Source organism: Deinococcus planocerae, assembly GCF_002869765.1.
Lineage (GTDB): Bacteria > Deinococcota > Deinococci > Deinococcales > Deinococcaceae > Deinococcus > Deinococcus planocerae.
On sequence record NZ_PNOR01000008.1, the window covers coordinates 49156 to 67262 of the forward strand.

Genomic DNA, 18107 nt, shown 5'->3' on the forward strand with positions numbered 1-18107 from the left:
CCACCGTAAGCGCCCGGGCTCCGCGCCGGGTGAACCCCCTGTGAAGCGGCGTCCCCTCAGCCCAGCCCTCAGCCCAGCGGGGCCGCCTCTACCCGCACCTCGCCCGGACGAGGCCCGAAGCGCAGCGGCGCGTGGCCGGGCACGGCCTTCGCGGCGAACTCACCCAGCCCCAGGCGGTCGGGCGCCTCCAGGTGGTAGCGGAAGTTCCACAGGTAGTGCTGCACCACCCGCTCGGGCAGGCCCAATTTGGCCGCGTGCCGCCGCGCCACGTCCGCGAGGTGCCCCAGCCCCTCCCGCCGCGCCTCCCGCATCGCCTGCACGAGGGGGGTGGGGGGCGGCGCGTCCTTGCGGTACGCCCAGACCGCGAACACGAAGGGGTGCCCGGTGAGGCGAAACCACTCCTCGGCGAGGTCGGTGACCGTGACCCCGCGCGCCGTGTGGGGCAGGCCAGTCATCGTCGTCTCCGGGGTCAGCGGCCCCACCACCCGGTACCACTCGCGCAGGGCGCTGTCCCCGATCCGCAGCACCCCGTCGTAGCCCGCGGCGAGCAGGTCCTCCGCCTCCCCCTCCGCCCGCTCCAGGGTGGGGCTTAGGCCCCGCGCCGCCAGCAGCACCTCCAGCAGCGCCACGCTCATCGCGCTCTGCCGGGTCAGCGCCACCCGCCGCAGGGCAGGCAGCGGCACCGTGTGGAAGAGGTTCACCGAGTACACCGGCCCCAGCACGCTCACCGAGAAGTCCGGCAGCGCCTCCAGCCGGTCCGCGTGCCGGATGAACTCCACCGCGCTGATGTTGGCGATGTCCACCCGCCCCTCCAGAAGCGCGGCGTTCATCTCGGTCGGCACGCCCGTCACCGCCGTCACGCCCGGCGGCAGCACGAGCGAGTCGAGGATGGGGGCGACGTTGGTGTAGTGAATCCAGCCGGCGCGGTAGGTCATAGGGGGTGCTCCGCACGGTCAGTGGTCGGTGGGAAGTGGTGAGTGGGAAAAGCACGGCCAAAGCAGAGCGCAGATGCCAAAGCCTCCACTAACCACTGACCACTTCCCACTGACCCTCTCACGGCACCACCTGCACGCTCACCGCCCGCCACTCCCCCTCCCGCCGCGCGTATACCCGCAGGAAGCTCTGCACCCGCTCGCCGTTCGCGTACAGGGTCCCGCGCGTGACCGCCGCGTCGCCGAACACGCGGGCCGCGTGGCGCTCGAACATCAGGGCCGCGTCGGGGTTGCGGGGCATCTGGGCGAGCAACTCGGCCCTGAAGACCACCCGCCCGTCCGGGAAGAAGGCCAGCCAGTCGTCGGCGAGGATGCGCTCCAGGGCAGAGGCGTCCTTGCGGTGGTAGGCCGCGTTCCAGGCATCGTCTAAGCTCAACACGTCGTCGAGGGCGCTCAGTCCGCCGCCTCCGCAGGGGAGCGCGGGAAGACTTCGAGTTCGTTGTAGTAGGCGTCGCGCAGCACGGGAAGGCGTCCGGCCCGCCGGATCATCTTCACCATGCCCGCTTGAGAAAGCGCCATCGGGGAGGTCGCCCCCGCCGCGTGCGCGATGTGCTCCTCACCTATGGTGCCGTCGATGTCGGAGACGCCCCAGTCGAGGCTGACCTGGGTGAGTTCGGAGCCGATCATCACCCAGTAGCCCTTGACGTGCGGGAAGTTGTCGAGGTAGAGCCGGGCGACGGCGAGGTTCCGCAGGTCGTCCAGCCCGGTCGTGAAGTCCGTCTTGCCGAGATTCTGTGCCAGCGTGTTCCCGAGCGGCTGGAAGGCGAGCGGGATGAAGGCGTGGAAGCCCCCCGTCTCGTCCTGCAACTCGCGCAGGCGGTGCATGTGGTCCAGCCGCTCCTCCAGCGTCTCGATGTGGCCGTAGAGCATCGTCGCGTTCGTCCGCATCCCCAGCGAGTGCGCCTCGCGGTGAATCTGGAGCCACTTCTCGGCCTTGACCTTGTTCCTCGCGACCTGCCGCCGCACCCGGTCGGCGAAGATCTCCGCCCCGCCCCCCGGCATCGCGCTCAACCCCGCCGCCTGCAACTCGCGCAGGACCTCCAGGGTGGGCTTCTTGCTGATCTTGCTCAGGTGCTCGATTTCGGCGGCGGTGAACGCCTTGACCTGAAGCTCGGGGAACGCCTCGCGGAGCCGCCGCACCATCTGCGGGTAATACTCCCACCTGTGGTTGGGGTGGTGGCCGCTGCTCATGTGCAGCTCGGTGATGCCGGGGAGGTAACGGCGCCTGACCTGCTCGACCACCTCGTCGGGCGAGTAGTCCCAGGCGCGATCCTCGCCCTTGTGGGCGGCGAAGGCGCAGAAGGTGCAGCCGACGTAGCAGATGTTGGTGAACTCCAGGCGCATGGAGTGGACGAAATACACCTTGTCGCCGTGCAGCCGCTCCTTTTGCAGGTTCGCCAGCCGCATCAGGGCGCTCAGGTCGCGGGTGTGGTACAGGCTCAGTCCCTCGGCGAAGGTCAGGCGTTCGCCCGCCTCCACCTTCTGTGCGATGGGGACGAGCCGGGGGTCGCGCAACCACTTCATGAGGGGCAGGATACGCCCGGGGCAGGTGGGGAAGTGTCCCGGGAAGGGAAGGGAGGCCCGCGCTGTCCCCGGGTTGCTCTCGACTTGGTTAAGCTGGAAGCACCATGCCTGAGCGCATCGTCATCGACCCCAACATCTGCAATGGCCGCCTGGCGGTGCGCGGCACCCGGATCGCGGCGCAGACGGTGCTGGAGTTCCTCGCGGCGGGGGACGGCATCGAGGACATGCTGGCGTGTCTGGAGTATGGGGCGCGGGTCCTGTCTCACCGCTTCACCCTGGAACGAATTGCCTGAATGCTTCCACGCCCTCAGCCAGGAGGCTTCCTTCTGGACGAGAACCTTTCGCCCAAAATGCGGGCGCGACTTGGGGAAGGGGTGAAGGTGGTTCACGCCCGCGACCTTAGGCCAAACCCAACTGACCGCAAACTCTGGACCTTTGCCGAGGAGCACAGCCTGGTCATCGTGACCAAAGATGCCGATTTCACAGATCGCATCCTGCTCACGGACGCGCCCCCTCCCTGGGTCGTGCAATTGCGCTGCGGCAACCTCCGCGCACGCGCGCTGCTTGAGTTTCTGGAGCGGCAGTGGCCTCAGATCCTGATCCTTCTGCCTGAGCATCGGCTCGTCCTGGTTCACCTCGACCACATTCAGGCGCTGGGTTAAGAGCGTTCCGCCGGGCCTCTACCTCCTACAGTTTGACTTTTCGGCCCTCGTCAACCTGGCCCGCCCCTTCCTCCCTCTGCTCCCCCCGCCCCGTCTGGCCCTGATACGCGCGGCTGCCCAGCCAGTAGCGCGTCCCCCAGCGGTAGACGAGCAGGGCGACGGGACTGGCGAGGAAGGCGCCCAGCGCCCCGCCGACCGACAGACCGATCAAGACGGCGACCATCAGGGCCGAGGGGGGAATCTGGATGGTCCGGCCCATGATCACCGGGCTGAGCAGATTGCCGCCGACCTGATTGAGGATGAAGTACAGCACCGCCACCAGCACCACCGCCGTCGTGCCCAGGGGGATCGCCTGGAGCAGCGCCGGGACCACCGCGATCAGGATGCCCACGTAGGGCACGAGCCACATCGCCGCCGTAAAGAGGCCCAGCACCAGCGGGGTGGGGACCTTGAGCAGGAACAGCCCCGCCGCGGCCAGCGCCCCGACACTCAGGCCGACCAGGAGGTTGCCCCGGATGGCCCGACCGAACGACACGCTCACGTCCTCGGAAAACCGCTCCACGCCGGGCTGCCAGTCGCGCGGGAAGACCGCGAGCAGGCCCCGGCCCACCCGGCGGTAGTCGAGGGCGAAGTACAGCGTCAGGGTGAGCAGCAGCCCGGCCCGGCCCAGCCAGTTCAGCCAGTTCGTCAGCACGGCGGTGCTGGAGGAGAGCAGGCGGTCGAGCAGCGGCCCCACGTCGCGGGCGATCTCCTGGGCGCGAGTCTGGACGTACTCGGCGAAGCGGTACTGGAGCTGGTCGATGCCGGGGTCGGGGTTGGGGTTGTCCAGCGTCCGTTCGAGGAGTTCGGTTACCCGGTCGGCGATGGCGGGGAGGCTCACGATGAAGCTGTTGACCTGGCCCGCCAGGCGCCAGAAGAGCAGGACCACGGCGGCGAGCACGAGCAGGGTGAGCAGCAGCACGCCCCAGCCCCGGGCCAGGCCGCGCCGCTCCAGCCAGGTCAGCGCGGGGTTGGCGAGGTAGGCCAGGCCGTAGGCGAGGGCGACCGTGACGAGGACGCCCGAGAGGCTGCGGACCAGGAGAAAGGCCAGCACAAGGAGCCCCAGGTAGCACAGCAGCCGCACCTGCGGCCTCGTCCACAACTCCGCCAGAAACTGCGGCACGGTTCGGTTCGGGTTCATGGCTTCTCCTCGCGGTGGGGTGGGAAGGCCTCCCCAGACACTAGAACACTTGCCGGGACGAAGACGAGCCTTCGGGGGCCGCGCCTGGAGGCTGGCGACGGGCGACCCTTGCCCGGCCCTCCCACCGCGCTACCCTGTCCCCCGTATGCCTGACCCCCTGACCACGCTGGACATCGAGAAACTCGTCGCCGGAGGGCTGGGGTTGACCCGGGACGACTCCGGCGTGGTGCTCGTGCGCGGCGCGCTGCCGGGCGAGCGGGTGCGCGCCTCCGTGCGGGCCGGGCGGGGCGTGCGCCAGGGCGTGACCCGCGAAGTGCTGCGCGAGAGCCCCGACCGGGTGGAGGCCCTGGGGCTCCCTACCGCGGACCTCGCCCACGCCTCCTACGCCGCCCAGCTCCGCTTCAAGCGCGGCTTCGTGGAGGAGGCCCTCGCGCGCATCGCCAAGCTGCGCGCCCCCGTGGGCGAGACGGTGCCCAGCCCGCGCGAGTGGGCGTATCGCAACACCACCCAGTACCTCGTCACGCCGCAGGGCCTGGCGTACCGGGAGAGAAGGGGCAAGGAGCCCCAGGTCGTCGGGCAGGATCCCCTCGTCATGGAGGCGATCCAGGCTGTGATGGACCGCCTTGACCCGGGGCGCCTCAACCCGGCGACGGAGGTGGCCTTCCGCGCGAGCCGCCTGACCGGGGAGGTCGTCGCCGCCTTGATCGGGCCGGGGGAGCCGCGGGTCTTCCTGCGCGCGTCCGATCACCTGATGGACGCCGGGGTGGTCGGCGTGAGCCTCGCCCAGCCTTCCGAGCGTCGCTTCGGGGCGGGGGTGCGGTTGATCGCGGGGGAGGGCGAGATTCGGGAGCAGTTCGGGCGGGTGCAGGTCAGCGTGTCCGCGACGGGCTTCGCGCAGGTAAACCCGGAGGCGGCGGGGCTGGTGTACCTCCGCGCGGCGGAGCTGGCCGGGAAGGGCACGCACGCGGTGGACCTCTACGGCGGGGCCGGGGCCATCGGGCGGCACCTCGCGCCGAGTTTTACGCGGGTCACCGTGCTCGACACCGCCCCCGAGGCCCTGTCGCGCGGGCGGCAGGACGTGGCGGAAAGCGGGGGGGGCAACGTGACCTTCCGGGCGGGGGACGCGGCGCGGCTTGCCGACCTCGGCACCGACGTGATCGTGGTGGACCCGCCGCGCGCGGGGCTCGACGAGGGCTCGCGCGGGCACATCCACGCGAGCACCGCCGACCGCCTCGTGTACGTGAGCTGCGACCCCGCCACCTGGGCGCGCGACGTGGGCGACCTCACCCGGCGGGGGTGGAAGCTCGGCTCCGTGACCCCGCACGACTTCTATCCCCAGACGAGCCACGTGGAAATCCTGAGCGTGCTCGAACGTTAGAGCACCGGACAGAAGAAGGGAGGTACCCCGACCTGGAGACTGGCGCAGCAGAGCCAAGCGAGGTGCCTCGCTGGGTTTTCTCCGATGTTTTTTTGGGTTGGTATGACCTTATCTCTGTCGCTTGGAGGACCTGCTAAAACGGTGGACAGAAGCAGCCTTGTCACCCTGAGCGTGAGCGAAGGGTCTCGCACGCCACGTCGGGATGCATCGCTCGCGCCTGGCATGGCAGCACTCCTGTGTCGAACGCTCTGGAGCGGTACTCGGTGACGTGGCCGCGTGGGGTCGGGCGTCCCTTCTACCCCGCACGGCCCTGCTCCGGAGCCCTTCTGGCCGTCTGTCCCGGACGTTCATGTGCCGCCGTCCTCCCCGCGTTAGCCTTCCTCCGTGAAGCGTGCTGCTCCCCTCCTCCTCGCCGCGCTGCTGTGCGGCTGTCAGGACCGCGAGGCGCGCGCGGAGAACGCCCGGCTTCAGGAGCGGGTGACCCGGCTGGAGGCCCAGGTCGCGGCGCTGCGGCGGGAGACGCGTGCGGAGGACCCGGCCCAGGCGGGGGAGGTCGTCTTGCGCGCCGCCGCCCAGAACTGCGCGAACGACCTCGCCCGCTTTCTGGAGACGACCCGGCAGGGCGGGGGCACCTACCCCCCGGCGCGGCTCGTGACCCTGCCCGACTCGTGCGTGGACCTGCGGGTGAACTGGCGCCAGCTCGGCGCGGACGCCTACGCCTTCGACGTGGCCGACCCGGGGGGGCGCACCCTCGCCACGGGCCGTTCGCCCTGACTCCCACCCGGCGACCCTGCTAGGCTCCTGGGATGCTGGACGCTTTGGTGGTGGGCGGCGGGCTCGCGGGTCTGACGGCGGCGCGGGTCCTGACCCGGGCGGGGCGCCGCGTGCGCGTGCTGGAGGCGGCGGACGCGGTGGGCGGGCGCGTGCGCTCCCGGGCGGTGGAGGGCTTCACCCTGGAGGCCGGGTATCAGGTCCTCTTCCCCGCCTACCCGGCGGTGATCCGGCACCTCGACCTGAGCGCGCTCGACCTCGTGCCCATCCCGCCCGCCGCCGTCATCCGCCGGGGAGCGCACTCGGACGTGGTGGGCGACCCCCTGCGCGACCCCGGCGGGTTGCCGAGCACCCTGACGACTCCGGTGTTGCCCCTCGCGGACAAGCTGCGGGTGGCGCGGCTCGCGGCCCGGCTGCGCGCCCCCGCCCCCCACACCCTGCTGGGCGGCCCGGACGAGACGACCGAGAGCTACCTCCGGCGCCAGGGCTTCACCGAGGCGACCCTCGACCGCTTCTTCCGCCCCTTCTTCGGCGGCATCTTCCTGCGGCGGGACCTGCACACGAGCGCGCGGCTCTTCCGCTACTACTTCCGGATGCTGATGGACGGCGGCGTGGCCCTGCCCCGGGCGGGCATCGGCGCCCTCTCCGATCAGCTTGCGGGGGGCGTGGAGGTGACGACGGGCGTGCGGGTCACCCGGCTCGTCCCGCAGACGGGCGGGCACGTGTCCGCCGCGACCTCCGCCGGGGACATCGAGGCGCGGCACGTCATCGTCGCCACCGACCCCGACACGGCGCAGGCCCTCCTCGGGGAGCCCGTCTCGCGCGGGAGCCTCGGCAGCACGTACCTGTACTACGCCTCGTCCGTGCAGCTCGACCGCCAGCCCCGCCTCCTCCTGAACGCGGAGGGCGGGCTGATCAACAATGCCCAGTGGCTGAGCAACGCGATTCCCGGTCGGGCGCCGGAGGGCCAGCACCTCCTCGCCGTGACCGTGCTCGGCCTGCCCGACCTCGACGACGCCTCGCTCGACGCCCGGGTGCGCGGGGAACTCGGGCGGTGGTACGGGGCGGAGGCGAGCCACCTGCGTACCCTCCACGTCGAGCGCATCCCGCACGCCCAGTACCCGCAGCCGCCGGGGTACGCCGCCACCCTCGCCGGGCACGCCACCCGCCTTCCCGGCGTGCTGCTGGCCTCGGAGGTCACCTCGTCGAGCAGCATCCAGGGCGCGATGGAGAGCGGGGAGAAGGCCGCCGCCATCCTCCTCGGCGACCTGGCGGGGATGAGCCGCCCGAGGGGGGCGTGAGCGCGGACCTATCCTGTCCCCTATGACCGCCCACCTCGACCACCTCGTCGTCGCCGCCCGCACGCTCGAAGAGGGCCGGGCGTGGCTGGAGGGACGCCTGAACGTGCCCACGCAGCCGGGCGGCGAACACGAGCGGTTCGGCACCCACAATGTGCTGCTCTCCCTCGGTGGCGCGGCGTATCTGGAGGTCATCGCCGTCAACCCGCAGGCGCCCGCGCCGGGCCGCCCGCGCTGGTTCGGCCTGGACACCCCCGAGCTGCGCGGGCGGCTGGAGGACGGTCCCCTCCTCATCCACTGGGTCGCGCGGGTGCCCGACATGAACGGCCCCGACCTCCCGACCTTCGGAGAACCGCTTGACCTCTCGCGTGGCGAGAACCGCTGGACGCTGACGGTGCCGGGAGACGGCTCGCTTCCCGGCGGAGGCGTGCGCCCCAGCCTGATTCGCTGGCACACGCCGCCCCCGCCTGGCCGCCTGCCCGACGCGGGGGTCCGCCTCCTCACCCTGCGCCTGGGCACGCCTGACCCGGACGGGCTCCGCGCCGTGCTGGACGCCTTGGAGTTCGTGGGCGAGGTCGAGGTCTACGAGGCCCCCCAGCCCGAGCTTCAGGCGATGCTGGAGACGCCGGAAGGGCCGGTCACGCTGTGAGGGGTCACCAGCGGGACGGGGGCAGGGACGATCCGACCTGACCCGCCCGCGCCGGTCGCCTGCGGTGCAGCAGCGCCGCCGCCAGAAGACCCGCCAGGAAGCCGAAAAGGTGCGCCTCCCAGGAGATCAGCGGGTTCGATGGCAGCACCCCCCAGATCGCCCCGCCGTACAGGAACACCGCGACGAGTGCGATGACCACCGCGCCGGGCGTCCGCTCCCACCACCCCACCCCGATCAGGTAGGCGAGGTAACCGAACACGAGCGCCGAGGCCCCCAGGTGTAGGCTGCCCCCTCGCCCCAGCAGCCACACCAGGAACCCGCCCACGACGACGATCACCAGCGTCGCCCCCAGGAAGCGCCATGCGCCGCGCAGCGCACTCATGAAGGCGAGGACGGCCAGCGGCACGGTGTTGGCGATCAGGTGCCCGAATCCGCCGTGCAAGAAGGGCGCGGTGAGCACGTTCGTCACGCTGCCCGGGTCGCGCGGGAGGATGCCGTACCCGTCGAGCGCCCCGCCGAACGCGAACTGGTCGAGGATCTCCTGCGCCCACACCCCGCCCACGAGCAGCAGGGTCAGCACGGCGGCCAGGACGGGTTGCGAGCCCCGGCGCGGTCGGTCGGGGCCCGGACGGCGGGAGGGGGAGGCGCGCACCGCTCCAGTCTGACCCAAAAGGAGGAGGGCCACCGGGACCGTTCCCCCAGTGGCCCTCTCGCCCCTGTCCTTAGCCCGCGACCTTGCCCTTCAGAGCCCCCTTCTCCTGCAAGTATTCGGCGATCTGCACGGCGTTCAGCGCCGCCCCCTTGAGGAGCTGGTCGCCCGCCACGAAGAGGTCGAGCCCCCCGTCGAACACCAGCGAGGAGCGGATGCGCCCGACCTCCACGTCGTACTTGCCGCTGGCCGTGAGGGGCATGGGATAGAGCCTCGCCGATGGATCGTCGCGCACCTCGACGCCCGCCGCCTGACGCAGCAGCTCGCGCGCCTCATCCGGGGTGGCGGGCCGTTCGAGTTCGAGGGTGATTGCCTCGGAGTGCGTGCGCAGGGTGGGGATGCGGACCGCCGTGCAACTGACCCGGATGGAGTCGTCGCCGATGATCTTGCGCGTCTCCCAGGCGACCTTCATCTCCTCTTTCGTGTAGCCGTTGTCCTGGAAGGCGTCGATGTGCGGGATAACGTTGAAGGGGATCGGGTGCGCGAAGACCTCCGCCTCCGCAGGCTGGGCGTGCAGGACCCGGTGCGTCTGGGTCAGCAGCTCCTCGATGCCCTTTTGCCCCGCGCCGCTCGTCGCCTGATAGGTGGAGACGATCATGCGCTTCACGCCGTAAGCCCGGTGCAGCGGCGCCACCGCGACCACCGCGACCGCCGTTGTGCAGTTGGGGTTGGCGATGATGCCCTTGTGGCCCAGGGCCGCCTCGCCGTTCACCTCGGGCACGACGAGGGGCACTTCCGGGTCGTAGCGGAAGGCGCTGGAGTTGTCGATGACGACTGCGCCGCCCGCCACCCACGCCGGAGCCAACGCCTTGCTGATCGAACCCCCCGCCGACGCGAGGATCAGGTCGGCGTCGATGGCCCCCTCGGGCGTGACGCGCACCGTCAGCTCCTGGCCGTTAAAAGGCAGGGTCGTCCCCGCCGAGCGCGGGCTGGCGTAGAGCTGCAATTCGCCCAGTTGAAGCGTGCTGCTCTCCAGCACCCGCAAGAGTTCGTGTCCGACCGCTCCCGTCGCCCCCACAATCGCTACGCGCATCTCACGCCTCCTCGAAAATTGGTCCCTAAGACTGTTTCCTCAAGAAAAAGGCCGCCACGCGGTGTGCGGGCGGCTGTCCAAGCACTCCGCCCTCACGGAGTGGTGGTCGTGTGGCGGCGCATGGGGGCAAGGTAACGGGCGCGGGGCGGGGGGTCAAGGGGGCTGGGCTAGGGCGCATGGTCCTGCGGGAGGTCGCCACTTTGCGTTGCCGCAACGAAGTTCTGCCAGAAGTCCGGGGCATAGACGCTCTCCCGGTTCAGGCCGAGGACCCGCCCGACCCGCAGGAAGCGGGCCCGTTCGTCGGCGTCCAGCCACAGCCGGGCTTCCATCTCGTTCAGGCCTGGAGTCCCAAACGCCATCTCCCGCTCGCCGACGGCAAACAAGTGTTCGACACGCTGTACCCCGTCGGCGGGGCCGGTCGTAGACCTTCCAGCAGCCGGGCGACCTCCGCCTCGCACCGGGCATCTTCCTCTGCTGTTCGGCAGGGCTGAACCTTTCAGGAGTGCTGACCGGAGATCATCTCTTCTTCCGCAGGAACGATAGCCACCCCGCACGCTCGGGGCTTTGCGCGGGGGCGAAGTCGGTGATCTTGATCTCGGCTTCGGGGTGGGGGGCGGGGGCCCAGTCTCCGGCCTCGCTGGCAATCATTCCGCCGAAGCGACCGGCGGCGTAAAGGGCGTGGGTTCGCTCCTGCTCCTGGGTAAGCGCGCGGGGGTCGGCGAGGGCTTCGAGCATGGCCTGGAGGGTGTCGTCCTCGCAACTCCAGCATCCGCGCGAGAAGGTGGCTTCCTTGCCGTAAATCCGAATCCTGACGGGCATGACTGGCTCCGGGCCGGACAGGCTGACTCTCCCCGTCCGGGCTTGTGGGTTGGGGTGACCCGGCCAGGATAGCGCGTGTGCCCCCGCGGGGCCCGGTTGGAAGGACACCTTGTCTGTTTCGGGGTTACTTCGGCTCGCCCAGACGGCGCTCGTTGCCCGCCTGGAGGCGGCGGATGTTCTCGCGGTGCTGCCACACGAGCAGGGCGGTGAGCGCCGTGACGACCCCCGTGAGCCACGCGGGCTGACCGGTGACCACGGCGAGGAGGACGGCGGTGACGGCGCCGAGGACGCTTCCGGCGGAGACGAAGCGGGTGAGAAACATGCTCGACAGCCCGATCACCAGGATGCCCAGGCCCAGCACGGGCGCGGCGGCGGTGATCACGCCGAAGCTGGTGGCGACTCCCTTGCCGCCCCGCCAGCCCAGGAAGGGGCTGAAGTTGTGCCCGAGGACGGCGGCGACCCCGCAGAGTGTGGCGGCGAAGGGGCCCAGGCCCAGCGCGCCCCCCAGCCACACGGCCAGCGCCCCCTTGAGGATGTCGAAGAGGGCGACGAACAGCGCCGGGCCCGCGCCGAGGGCGCGCAAGACGTTCGTGGCGCCGCTGTTGCCGCTGCCGACCTGGCGGATGTCCACCCCGCGCGCCCGGGCCACCCACGCGGCGGCGGGGAGCGAACCGAGCAGGTACGAGAGGGCCAGGGCGAGGACGGTGGTCAGGATCACGGCCCCGATTGTACGCGGGGCCCGCGGACTCTGAAGGAAGGCCCGGGGCCTTTGTCACGTGCGCGCCCGGACCGGGCCGCTAGGGTGGCCTCGTGCCCACGCCCCGCCCGCCCGCCGCCGCCGAGCGGCTCGCCGCCCTGCACGCGTACCTCAGCCTCGACCCCCTGTCCGGGGAGGCCTTCGACCGGATTCTGGCCCTGACCGCGCAGGTGCTCGACGCGCCCTGCGCCGTCGTCAACCTCGTGGGCGAGGACTGGCAGTTCACGGTGGCGAGCCACGGCGCCCCCCTCACCGGGCTGGTCCTGCCCCGTGAGGAGGTGCCCTGCTCGCTGACGGTGCTCGGGCAGGGGGTGGTGGTCATCGAGGACCTTGCCGCCGACCCGCGCTTTGCCCACCACCCCGAGGTCGGGCCGGACTCCCCGGTGGGCGTGCGGATGTACGCGGGCGCCCCGCTTGTCACCGCCGGGGGGCAGGCGGTCGGGACCCTGTGCGTGTTCGACACCCGCGTGCGCGGGCTGGAGGGACGCGAGCGTCAGGTGCTGCGCACGCTCGCCGCGGTGGTGATGGACGAACTCGACCTGCGGCTGAGGACCCGGGAGCTGACCCAGGCCCGCGACCACGCCCGCACCCTGCGCGACCTCGCCGAACTCATGCACGAGCCCCAGGGCCCCGAGGAGACGGCGCAGCGCGCCCTCGCCCTCCTGCACGCCCGGATGCGCCTCGACTGGTCGGGCCTGCTGCGTCTCACGCCGGGGGGCCCCGAGGTGCTGCGCGACCACGCCGGGCCGCGCGGCGAAGCGTACCGGGCGGTGATGCGCGAGCCGGTGACTCTGGAGGGCACCCCCCTCTGGGCGGCCCTGCGGCGCCGCGAGCACGTCTTCGTGGACGACTACGCCGCCGAGCCCGAGACCCTTGCGCACCTGCTCGCGGCGGGGCTGCGCAGCGCGGCGTGGCTTTTTCTGCGAGACGGCCAGGGCGGCGCCCCGTACGTGCTCGCGCTCGCCCGCCTCGGCGAGCCGTCGGGCTGGACCCCCGACGAGCGCGGGTTGCTGGAGGCGGCGGTGCGCAGCGTCGGCGTGGCGCTGGAGCGCGCCGAGCACGTCCGCGACCTCGAACGCGCGGCGCTCACCGACGCCCTGACCGGCCTCGGCAACCGCCGGGCCCTCGACGAGGCGCTCGACGAGGCCGCCCGGTTGCACGCGCAGGCGGGGGCGGGGTACGTGCTCGCGGTCGTGGACCTCGACGGGATGAAGCGGGTGAACGACGAGCGGGGCCACGCGAGCGGCGACGACCTGCTGCGCGCCTTCGCCCTCGCGCTGCGCGCCCCCGACGTGACCGCCTACCGCCTGGGGGGCGACGAGTACGCCCTGCTCCACGTGGCGCCCCGGGGCGGCGCGGCGGCCCGCGAGGAGCTCGTCGCGCTCGTGGAGGCGGCGGCCCGGCACGTCCGCGCCCTGGGCTACCCCGCCGACGCCTCGGTGGGGGTGGCCGGGGTCCCCGACGACGCCCGCGACGCCACCACCGCCCTGCGCACCGCCGACCTGCGGATGTACGCCCGCAAGCGCGAGCGGCTGCGCCTCCGCGGCGGGGAGTAGAGGCCGCGCTCCCCCCTCCCGGCCCGCCCCGTCCCCCGGCGGGGGAGGAGGCCCGCCCCCCTCGCCCGCCGTCCCCCCGGCCCGCTACCCTGCGGGGCATGACCGCCCTGCTGCTCGATCACGTCGCCATCGCCACACCCGACCTCGACTCGGGGAGCGCCCCCTACCTCACCCTGGGCCTGACTCCCGAGGGCCCCGACGAGGAGGTCGCCTCCCAGGGCGTGGTCGTGCGCGCCTTCGTGGTGGGGGAGAGCCTGGTGGAACTCCTCGCGCCCACCCGCCCGGACAGCCCGATTGCAGGCTTCCTGGAGCGGCGCGGCCCGGGGCTGCACCACACGGCCTACCGGGTCACCGATCTCGACGCCGAGATGGGGCGGCTGCGGGAGGCGGGGGCCCGTTTCCTCTCGGACGCGCCGACGCCGGGCCGCGCGGGGACGCGGGTGGCCTTTCTCCACCCGAAGTGGGGGGCGGGCACCCTGATCGAACTCGTCGAGCATCCCGCCGGGGGGCCGCACCACCCGGCGGGGAGGGAGGCTTGAGGCACCGGGCCAGACCCCTGTGGTGGCTCCCCGCCCTGGGGATCATGGGCGCGATCTGGTGGCTCAGCTCGTCGCCCGACACGCCCGGCCCGCCCCTGCCGCACCCGCGCGACTGGGCGGCGCACTTCACGGCGTACCTGGCGCTGAGTTTCTGCCTCGCGCGGGCGACCGGGCGGCGCGGACTCGCCCTGGTGGTCGCCGCGTGGTTCGGGGCGCTCGACGAGGTGCACCAGGCCTTTGTGCCGGGCCGCGAGGCGGGGCCCACCGACTGGGTGTTCGACGTGCTGGGCGCGTGGGTGGGGGCGTGGCTGGCCCTGCGGGGTGGGACGCGGGCGCCCTCCGCCCCTGTCCCAGTTCTGTCAGACCCCTCCCGCTAGGGTAGGCCGCATGACGCGCGCCGTGACTGCCGCCGCCTCCCCGAGTGCCGGGAGTCCCCCGCCGGGAAGTGCGGGGGCCGTGGCTTCGGCCCAGGAAGCCCTCGACCGGGTGATCCTCGGGAAGTCCGGGCAGGTCCGCCTCGCCCTGGCGTGCCTGCTCGCGCGCGGGCACCTGCTGATCGAGGATCAGCCGGGGGTGGGCAAGACCACGCTCGCGCACGCGCTCGCCCGCGTCCTGGGGCTGGACTTCCGGCGGGTGCAGTTCACCGCCGACCTGCTGCCCGCCGACCTCCTCGGCGTGAGCGTCTGGGACGCGCGGGAGGGGGCCTTCCGTTACCACCCCGGCCCGATTTTCTCGCAGGTGCTTCTCGCCGACGAGATCAACCGCGCGACCCCCAAGACGCAGGGCGCCCTGCTGGAGGCGATGGAGGAGCGCCAGGTCAGCGAGGGCGGGGTGACCAGACCCCTCCCCGAGCCCTTTTTCGTGATCGCCACCCAGAACCCCGCCGCCTTCGTGGGGACCGCGCCGCTGCCGGAGGCGCAGCTCGACCGCTTCCTGCTCACCGTCACGCTGGGCTACCCCGACCCCCGCGCCGAGCGCACCCTGCTGGAGACGGGGGGCCGGGCGGGGGCCGCGCGCGACCTTCCCGCCGTGCTCGGCCCCGCCGCCCTGGTCGCCGCCCAGCGCGAGGTGGACGAGGTGTACGCCGCTCCCCCTCTGCTCGACTACCTGCAACTCCTCGCCCGCGCGACCCGGGGGCATCCGGCGCTCGCGGGCGGGCTCAGCCCCCGCGCGCTGATCGGGCTGCTCGGGGCCGCCCGCGCGTGGGCCTTCCTGGCGGGGCGGCGTATGGTCCTCCCCGAGGACGTGCAGGCCGTGTTCCCGGCGCTCGGCGCCCACCGCCTGCCGCCGCGCGACCCCGGCACCCGGGTGGGGGACGTGCTCGCCCGCGTCCTCGCCGACACGCCGATCCCCTAGCCGGAGACCCGTGACGAGCGCACCTCGGGAGACCGGAGAGGGCGGCGTGGGGCCCGCGGGCCGATTGCGCCCCACCCGGCTGGGGCTCGCTTTCCTGGGGCTGATCCTGCTCACCCTGGTGGGGTGCATCAACTACGCCCTGAGCCTGGGCTACGCGGTGACCTTCCTGCTCGGCGGTGTGTGGGTGGTCACGGCGACCGGGGCGAGCCGCGCGGGCCGGGCCCTGGCGGGCACCCTGACACCCCCGACCGAGGCCGTGGCGGGGACGGCGGCCACCTTCACCGCCACGCTGACGAGCGCGGGGCCAGGGTGCGCGGCGGCGGTGCGGATCGGCGGGCGGGGCACCCCGGAGGCCCGGGCGCACGTCCCGGCGGGAGGCCGGGTGACCGTCACCCTCCCCGTGCCCGCCCCGGCGCGCGGACGGCTGACGCTCCCGCGGCCCCGGGTGGTCGCCCTCGACCCCCTCGGGCTGTGGGAGGTCACCCGCCCGCTGCCCGCCCCGGACGGGCCCGTCGTCTTTCCTGCCCCGGAGGTCGGCGCCCCGCCCCCCCCGTCGCGGCTGGCCGCCGGGGCGGGGGAGGGGGGACGCCGCGTGCCCGGCCACGAGGACTTCAGCGGCCTGCGCGCCTACGTCCCCGGCGACTCGCCCCGGCAGGTGTCGTGGCGGCACGCGGCGCGCACCGGGGCCCTCCTCACCCGCGAGACGGACGCGCCCGCCACGTCGGCGCGGGTGTTCGACTGGGCGGACACGGGGGCCCTCGGGGACACGGAGGCCCGGCTCTCGCGCCTCGCCGCGTGGGTGGGGGAGGCGCGGCGGGCGGACCTCCCCTTCGGCCTGACGCTGCCCGGGCGGGCGCTCCCGGTCGGACGGGGGGAGGCGCACGCGCGGGAGGCGCTGACGGCGCTCGCCGGGCACCCGCCGCCTCCCCCAGTTCCGGGCCGGGGGAGGCGGACGGGGGCGCCCGCGCCCCTGCCGGGCGGGCCGCTGCGGCTGACCCTGTTCGCGCTCACGGTGGCGCTCTTCCCCGCCGCCCTGCGGCAGCCGGGGTGGGCCACCCTGCTCATGCTGGGGGTGCTCGGGTACAGCGCGGCGCGCACCCTACCCGGCTGGCGGGAGCGCGTGGCCCCGCCGCCCGCCGCCTTTCTGGCGCTCGCGGCGGTGGGGTCGGCGGCGCTCCTCCAGACCGGGTACGGCACCCTGCTCGGGCGGGACGCGGGCACGGCCTTCTTGAACCTGCTCGTCGCGCTCAAGGCGGCGGAGACCCGCACCGGGCGCGACGCGAAGTTGCTCGCCCTCCTCGGCGTGTTCGTCACGCTGACCCACTTCTTCTTCGGGCAGGGCCCCGTCGCGGCGGCGCACGCGGTCCTGAGCGTGCTGCTGCTCCTCGCGGCGCTGGGCGGGTGGACGCTGCCCGCCTCCCCGGCGGCCCCTCCCCCCCTGCGCGTGGCGGCCCGCCTCGGCCTGCGGGCCACGCCGCTGACCCTGGCCCTCTTCCTGCTCTTTCCCCGCCCCGACGGTCCGCTGTGGCAGCTTCCCGTGCAATCGGGCGCCCAGACCGGGCTCGCCGACCAGATCAGCGCGGGCGAATTCGGCTCGCTCGCCCAGAGCCGCGCCGTCGCCTTCCGGGCGGACTTCGGGGGCGCTCTCCCCCCGCCCGACGAGCGCTACTGGCGCGGCCCCGTGTACGAGGCCTACGACGGGGTGAACTGGACCCAGGTCCGGCTGCGCGGTCCCTCCCCCAGCGTGGAGCCCGGCGGGCCCACCCGGGCCTACACCCTCACCCTGGAACCCAGCGCCCGGCCCTGGCTCCTCGCGCTCGACGTGCCCACCACCCTGCCGCCGGGGACCTTCCTGACGACCGCCTTCCAGGCCGTCACGCCCCGCCCTCTGGCGACCCGCACCCGCTACACCTTCCAGAGCCGCGCCGCGCGCCTGGGGGTCACGGAGAGCCGCGAGCGGCTGGAGTTCGACCTGCGGCTGCCCGGGGGGGAGAGCCCGCGCGCCCGCGCCCTCGCGTCCCGCTGGCGCTCACTCGCCCCGGAGGCCCGGGTGGAGGCGGCGCTGGGGTATCTGCGCGCGGGCGGCTTCGCCTACACCCTCGACCCCCCCACCCTGCCGACGCGGGACCGGGTGGACGCCTTCCTCTTCGGCACCCGGCGCGGCTTTTGCGAGCACTACGCCTCGGCCTTCGCGTTCCTGATGCGGGCGGCGGGGCTGCCCGCCCGGATCGTGGGCGGCTACCAGGGCGGCGAGGTCAACCCGCTCAGCGGCTCCCTGATCGTGCGGGCGCAAGACGCCCACGCCTGGACCGAGGTGTGGTTGCCTGCTCATGGCTGGGTGCGGGTGGACCCCACCGCCGCCGTCGCCCCCGCGCGGGTCAGTGCCGGGCTCGCCACCGCCCTGACCTCTCCCACCGCCCTCGCCGCGCCCCCCCCGACGCCCCTGCGCCGCGCCGCGCTGCGCCTCGACGCCCTGCAAACCCGCTGGAACGCCTGGGTCGCCGGGTACGACGGCGCCCAGCAACGCAGCCTCCTGGGCCGCGTGGGGGTGGGCCGGGTCGGCGACTTTCCCTACCTCGCCCTCGCCGGGGGACTGCTCGCGCTCGCCCTGCTGCCCGCCCTGCTGACCCGCCCGCCCCGATCCGCCGACCCCGCCGCCCGGCTGCTGGGCGACCTCGCCCGCCGCCTGCGCCTGCCCCGCGCACCCGGCGAGACGGCGGGGGCCTACGCCCACCGGGCCAGCCTGGCGCGGCCCACCCAGGCCGACGCCATTCGGGCCGCCGTTCACGCCTACCACGCGGCGCGGTACGCCCCCGGCGCCGGGTCGGCGGCCCTGGGCGAGCTGCGGGCGGCGGTGCGGCGGGTGCGGCGCTGAGCCCCGGCG

20 protein-coding genes are annotated in these 18107 nt (G+C 73.4%); 11 read left to right on the plus strand and 9 right to left on the minus strand.

Annotated elements, in window-relative coordinates; translation table 11 throughout:
• Positions 1-68: 68 nt before the first annotated feature.
• The 3 genes from A7B18_RS06195 to mqnE form a co-directional block, all read right to left on the minus strand.
• Positions 69-935: a menaquinone biosynthetic enzyme MqnA/MqnD family protein gene (locus A7B18_RS06195; protein WP_102125818.1), complete on the minus strand. Its 867-nt coding sequence runs from the start codon at positions 933-935 to the stop codon at positions 69-71.
• Between the two features lie 118 nt (positions 936-1053).
• Positions 1054-1371: a nuclear transport factor 2 family protein gene (locus A7B18_RS06200; protein WP_102125819.1), complete on the minus strand. Its 318-nt coding sequence runs from the start codon at positions 1369-1371 to the stop codon at positions 1054-1056.
• Between the two features lie 14 nt (positions 1372-1385).
• Complete coding sequence (gene mqnE, locus A7B18_RS06205; protein ID WP_102125820.1) at positions 1386-2516, minus strand: aminofutalosine synthase MqnE; 1131 nt, start codon at positions 2514-2516, stop codon at positions 1386-1388.
• 104 nt (positions 2517-2620) lie between these two features.
• Here mqnE and A7B18_RS06210 point away from each other — a divergent pair, with 104 nt between their 5' ends.
• The gene (locus A7B18_RS06210; RefSeq protein WP_102125821.1) at positions 2621-2809 is read left to right on the plus strand and encodes a DUF433 domain-containing protein; all 189 of its coding nucleotides are present in this window, start codon (positions 2621-2623) and stop codon (positions 2807-2809) included.
• The gene (locus A7B18_RS06215) at positions 2810-3178 is read left to right on the plus strand and encodes a DUF5615 family PIN-like protein (RefSeq protein ID WP_180970045.1); all 369 of its coding nucleotides are present in this window, start codon (positions 2810-2812) and stop codon (positions 3176-3178) included. It begins immediately after the preceding gene.
• Between the two features lie 25 nt (positions 3179-3203).
• Here A7B18_RS06215 and A7B18_RS06220 read toward each other — a convergent pair whose 3' ends face one another.
• Positions 3204-4358 carry an AI-2E family transporter gene (locus A7B18_RS06220; RefSeq protein WP_102125823.1) on the minus strand — a complete coding sequence of 385 codons (1155 nt, stop codon included), beginning with the start codon at positions 4356-4358 and terminating at the stop codon, positions 3204-3206.
• A gap of 145 nt (positions 4359-4503) precedes the next feature.
• Between A7B18_RS06220 and A7B18_RS06225 the strand changes: the two genes are divergently transcribed.
• The 4 genes from A7B18_RS06225 to A7B18_RS06240 all read left to right on the plus strand — a co-directional run bounded on the left by A7B18_RS06225 (position 4504) and on the right by A7B18_RS06240 (position 8454).
• On the plus strand, positions 4504-5736 hold the full coding sequence (locus A7B18_RS06225) for a class I SAM-dependent RNA methyltransferase (protein WP_102125824.1): 1233 nt from the start codon (positions 4504-4506) through the stop codon (positions 5734-5736).
• Between the two features lie 384 nt (positions 5737-6120).
• A complete protein-coding gene (locus tag A7B18_RS06230) occupies positions 6121-6510 on the plus strand; it encodes a hypothetical protein (RefSeq protein ID WP_102125825.1) in 390 nt (129 codons plus the stop codon).
• A gap of 32 nt (positions 6511-6542) precedes the next feature.
• Complete coding sequence (locus A7B18_RS06235) at positions 6543-7808, plus strand: NAD(P)/FAD-dependent oxidoreductase (protein WP_102125826.1); 1266 nt, start codon at positions 6543-6545, stop codon at positions 7806-7808.
• A gap of 22 nt (positions 7809-7830) precedes the next feature.
• Positions 7831-8454: a VOC family protein gene (locus A7B18_RS06240; RefSeq protein WP_102125827.1), complete on the plus strand. Its 624-nt coding sequence runs from the start codon at positions 7831-7833 to the stop codon at positions 8452-8454.
• A gap of 4 nt (positions 8455-8458) precedes the next feature.
• On the opposite strand, the gene A7B18_RS06245 is transcribed toward A7B18_RS06240, so the two are convergent.
• The 5 genes from A7B18_RS06245 to plsY all read right to left on the minus strand — a co-directional run bounded on the left by A7B18_RS06245 (position 8459) and on the right by plsY (position 11733).
• On the minus strand, positions 8459-9106 hold the full coding sequence (locus tag A7B18_RS06245; RefSeq protein WP_245872768.1) for a rhomboid family intramembrane serine protease: 648 nt from the start codon (positions 9104-9106) through the stop codon (positions 8459-8461).
• A 70-nt stretch (positions 9107-9176) separates the two neighbouring features.
• Positions 9177-10196 (minus strand): aspartate-semialdehyde dehydrogenase, encoded by a 1020-nt coding sequence (locus tag A7B18_RS06250; protein WP_102125828.1) that lies wholly within the window; start codon positions 10194-10196, stop codon positions 9177-9179.
• Between the two features lie 167 nt (positions 10197-10363).
• A complete protein-coding gene (locus A7B18_RS21315; protein WP_146009477.1) occupies positions 10364-10579 on the minus strand; it encodes a hypothetical protein in 216 nt (71 codons plus the stop codon).
• Between the two features lie 133 nt (positions 10580-10712).
• Entirely contained in the window at positions 10713-11015 is a 303-nt protein-coding gene (locus tag A7B18_RS06255) for a hypothetical protein (RefSeq protein ID WP_102125829.1), read from the minus strand.
• 124 nt (positions 11016-11139) lie between these two features.
• Entirely contained in the window at positions 11140-11733 is a 594-nt protein-coding gene (gene plsY / locus A7B18_RS06260; protein ID WP_102125830.1) for a glycerol-3-phosphate 1-O-acyltransferase PlsY, read from the minus strand.
• A gap of 92 nt (positions 11734-11825) precedes the next feature.
• Here plsY and A7B18_RS06265 point away from each other — a divergent pair, with 92 nt between their 5' ends.
• The 5 genes from A7B18_RS06265 (at position 11826) to A7B18_RS06285 (ending at position 18098) form a co-directional block, all read left to right on the plus strand.
• The gene (locus A7B18_RS06265) at positions 11826-13328 is read left to right on the plus strand and encodes a sensor domain-containing diguanylate cyclase (RefSeq protein WP_102125831.1); all 1503 of its coding nucleotides are present in this window, start codon (positions 11826-11828) and stop codon (positions 13326-13328) included.
• 98 nt (positions 13329-13426) lie between these two features.
• Entirely contained in the window at positions 13427-13867 is a 441-nt protein-coding gene (locus A7B18_RS06270; protein WP_180970046.1) for a VOC family protein, read from the plus strand.
• A gap of 44 nt (positions 13868-13911) precedes the next feature.
• A complete protein-coding gene (locus A7B18_RS06275; protein WP_102125912.1) occupies positions 13912-14244 on the plus strand; it encodes a VanZ family protein in 333 nt (110 codons plus the stop codon).
• Positions 14245-14254: 10 nt separating this feature from the next.
• On the plus strand, positions 14255-15223 hold the full coding sequence (locus A7B18_RS06280; RefSeq protein WP_102125832.1) for an AAA family ATPase: 969 nt from the start codon (positions 14255-14257) through the stop codon (positions 15221-15223).
• A 10-nt stretch (positions 15224-15233) separates the two neighbouring features.
• A complete protein-coding gene (locus A7B18_RS06285) occupies positions 15234-18098 on the plus strand; it encodes a transglutaminaseTgpA domain-containing protein (RefSeq protein ID WP_245872769.1) in 2865 nt (954 codons plus the stop codon).
• The last annotated feature ends 9 nt before the right edge of the window (positions 18099-18107 follow it).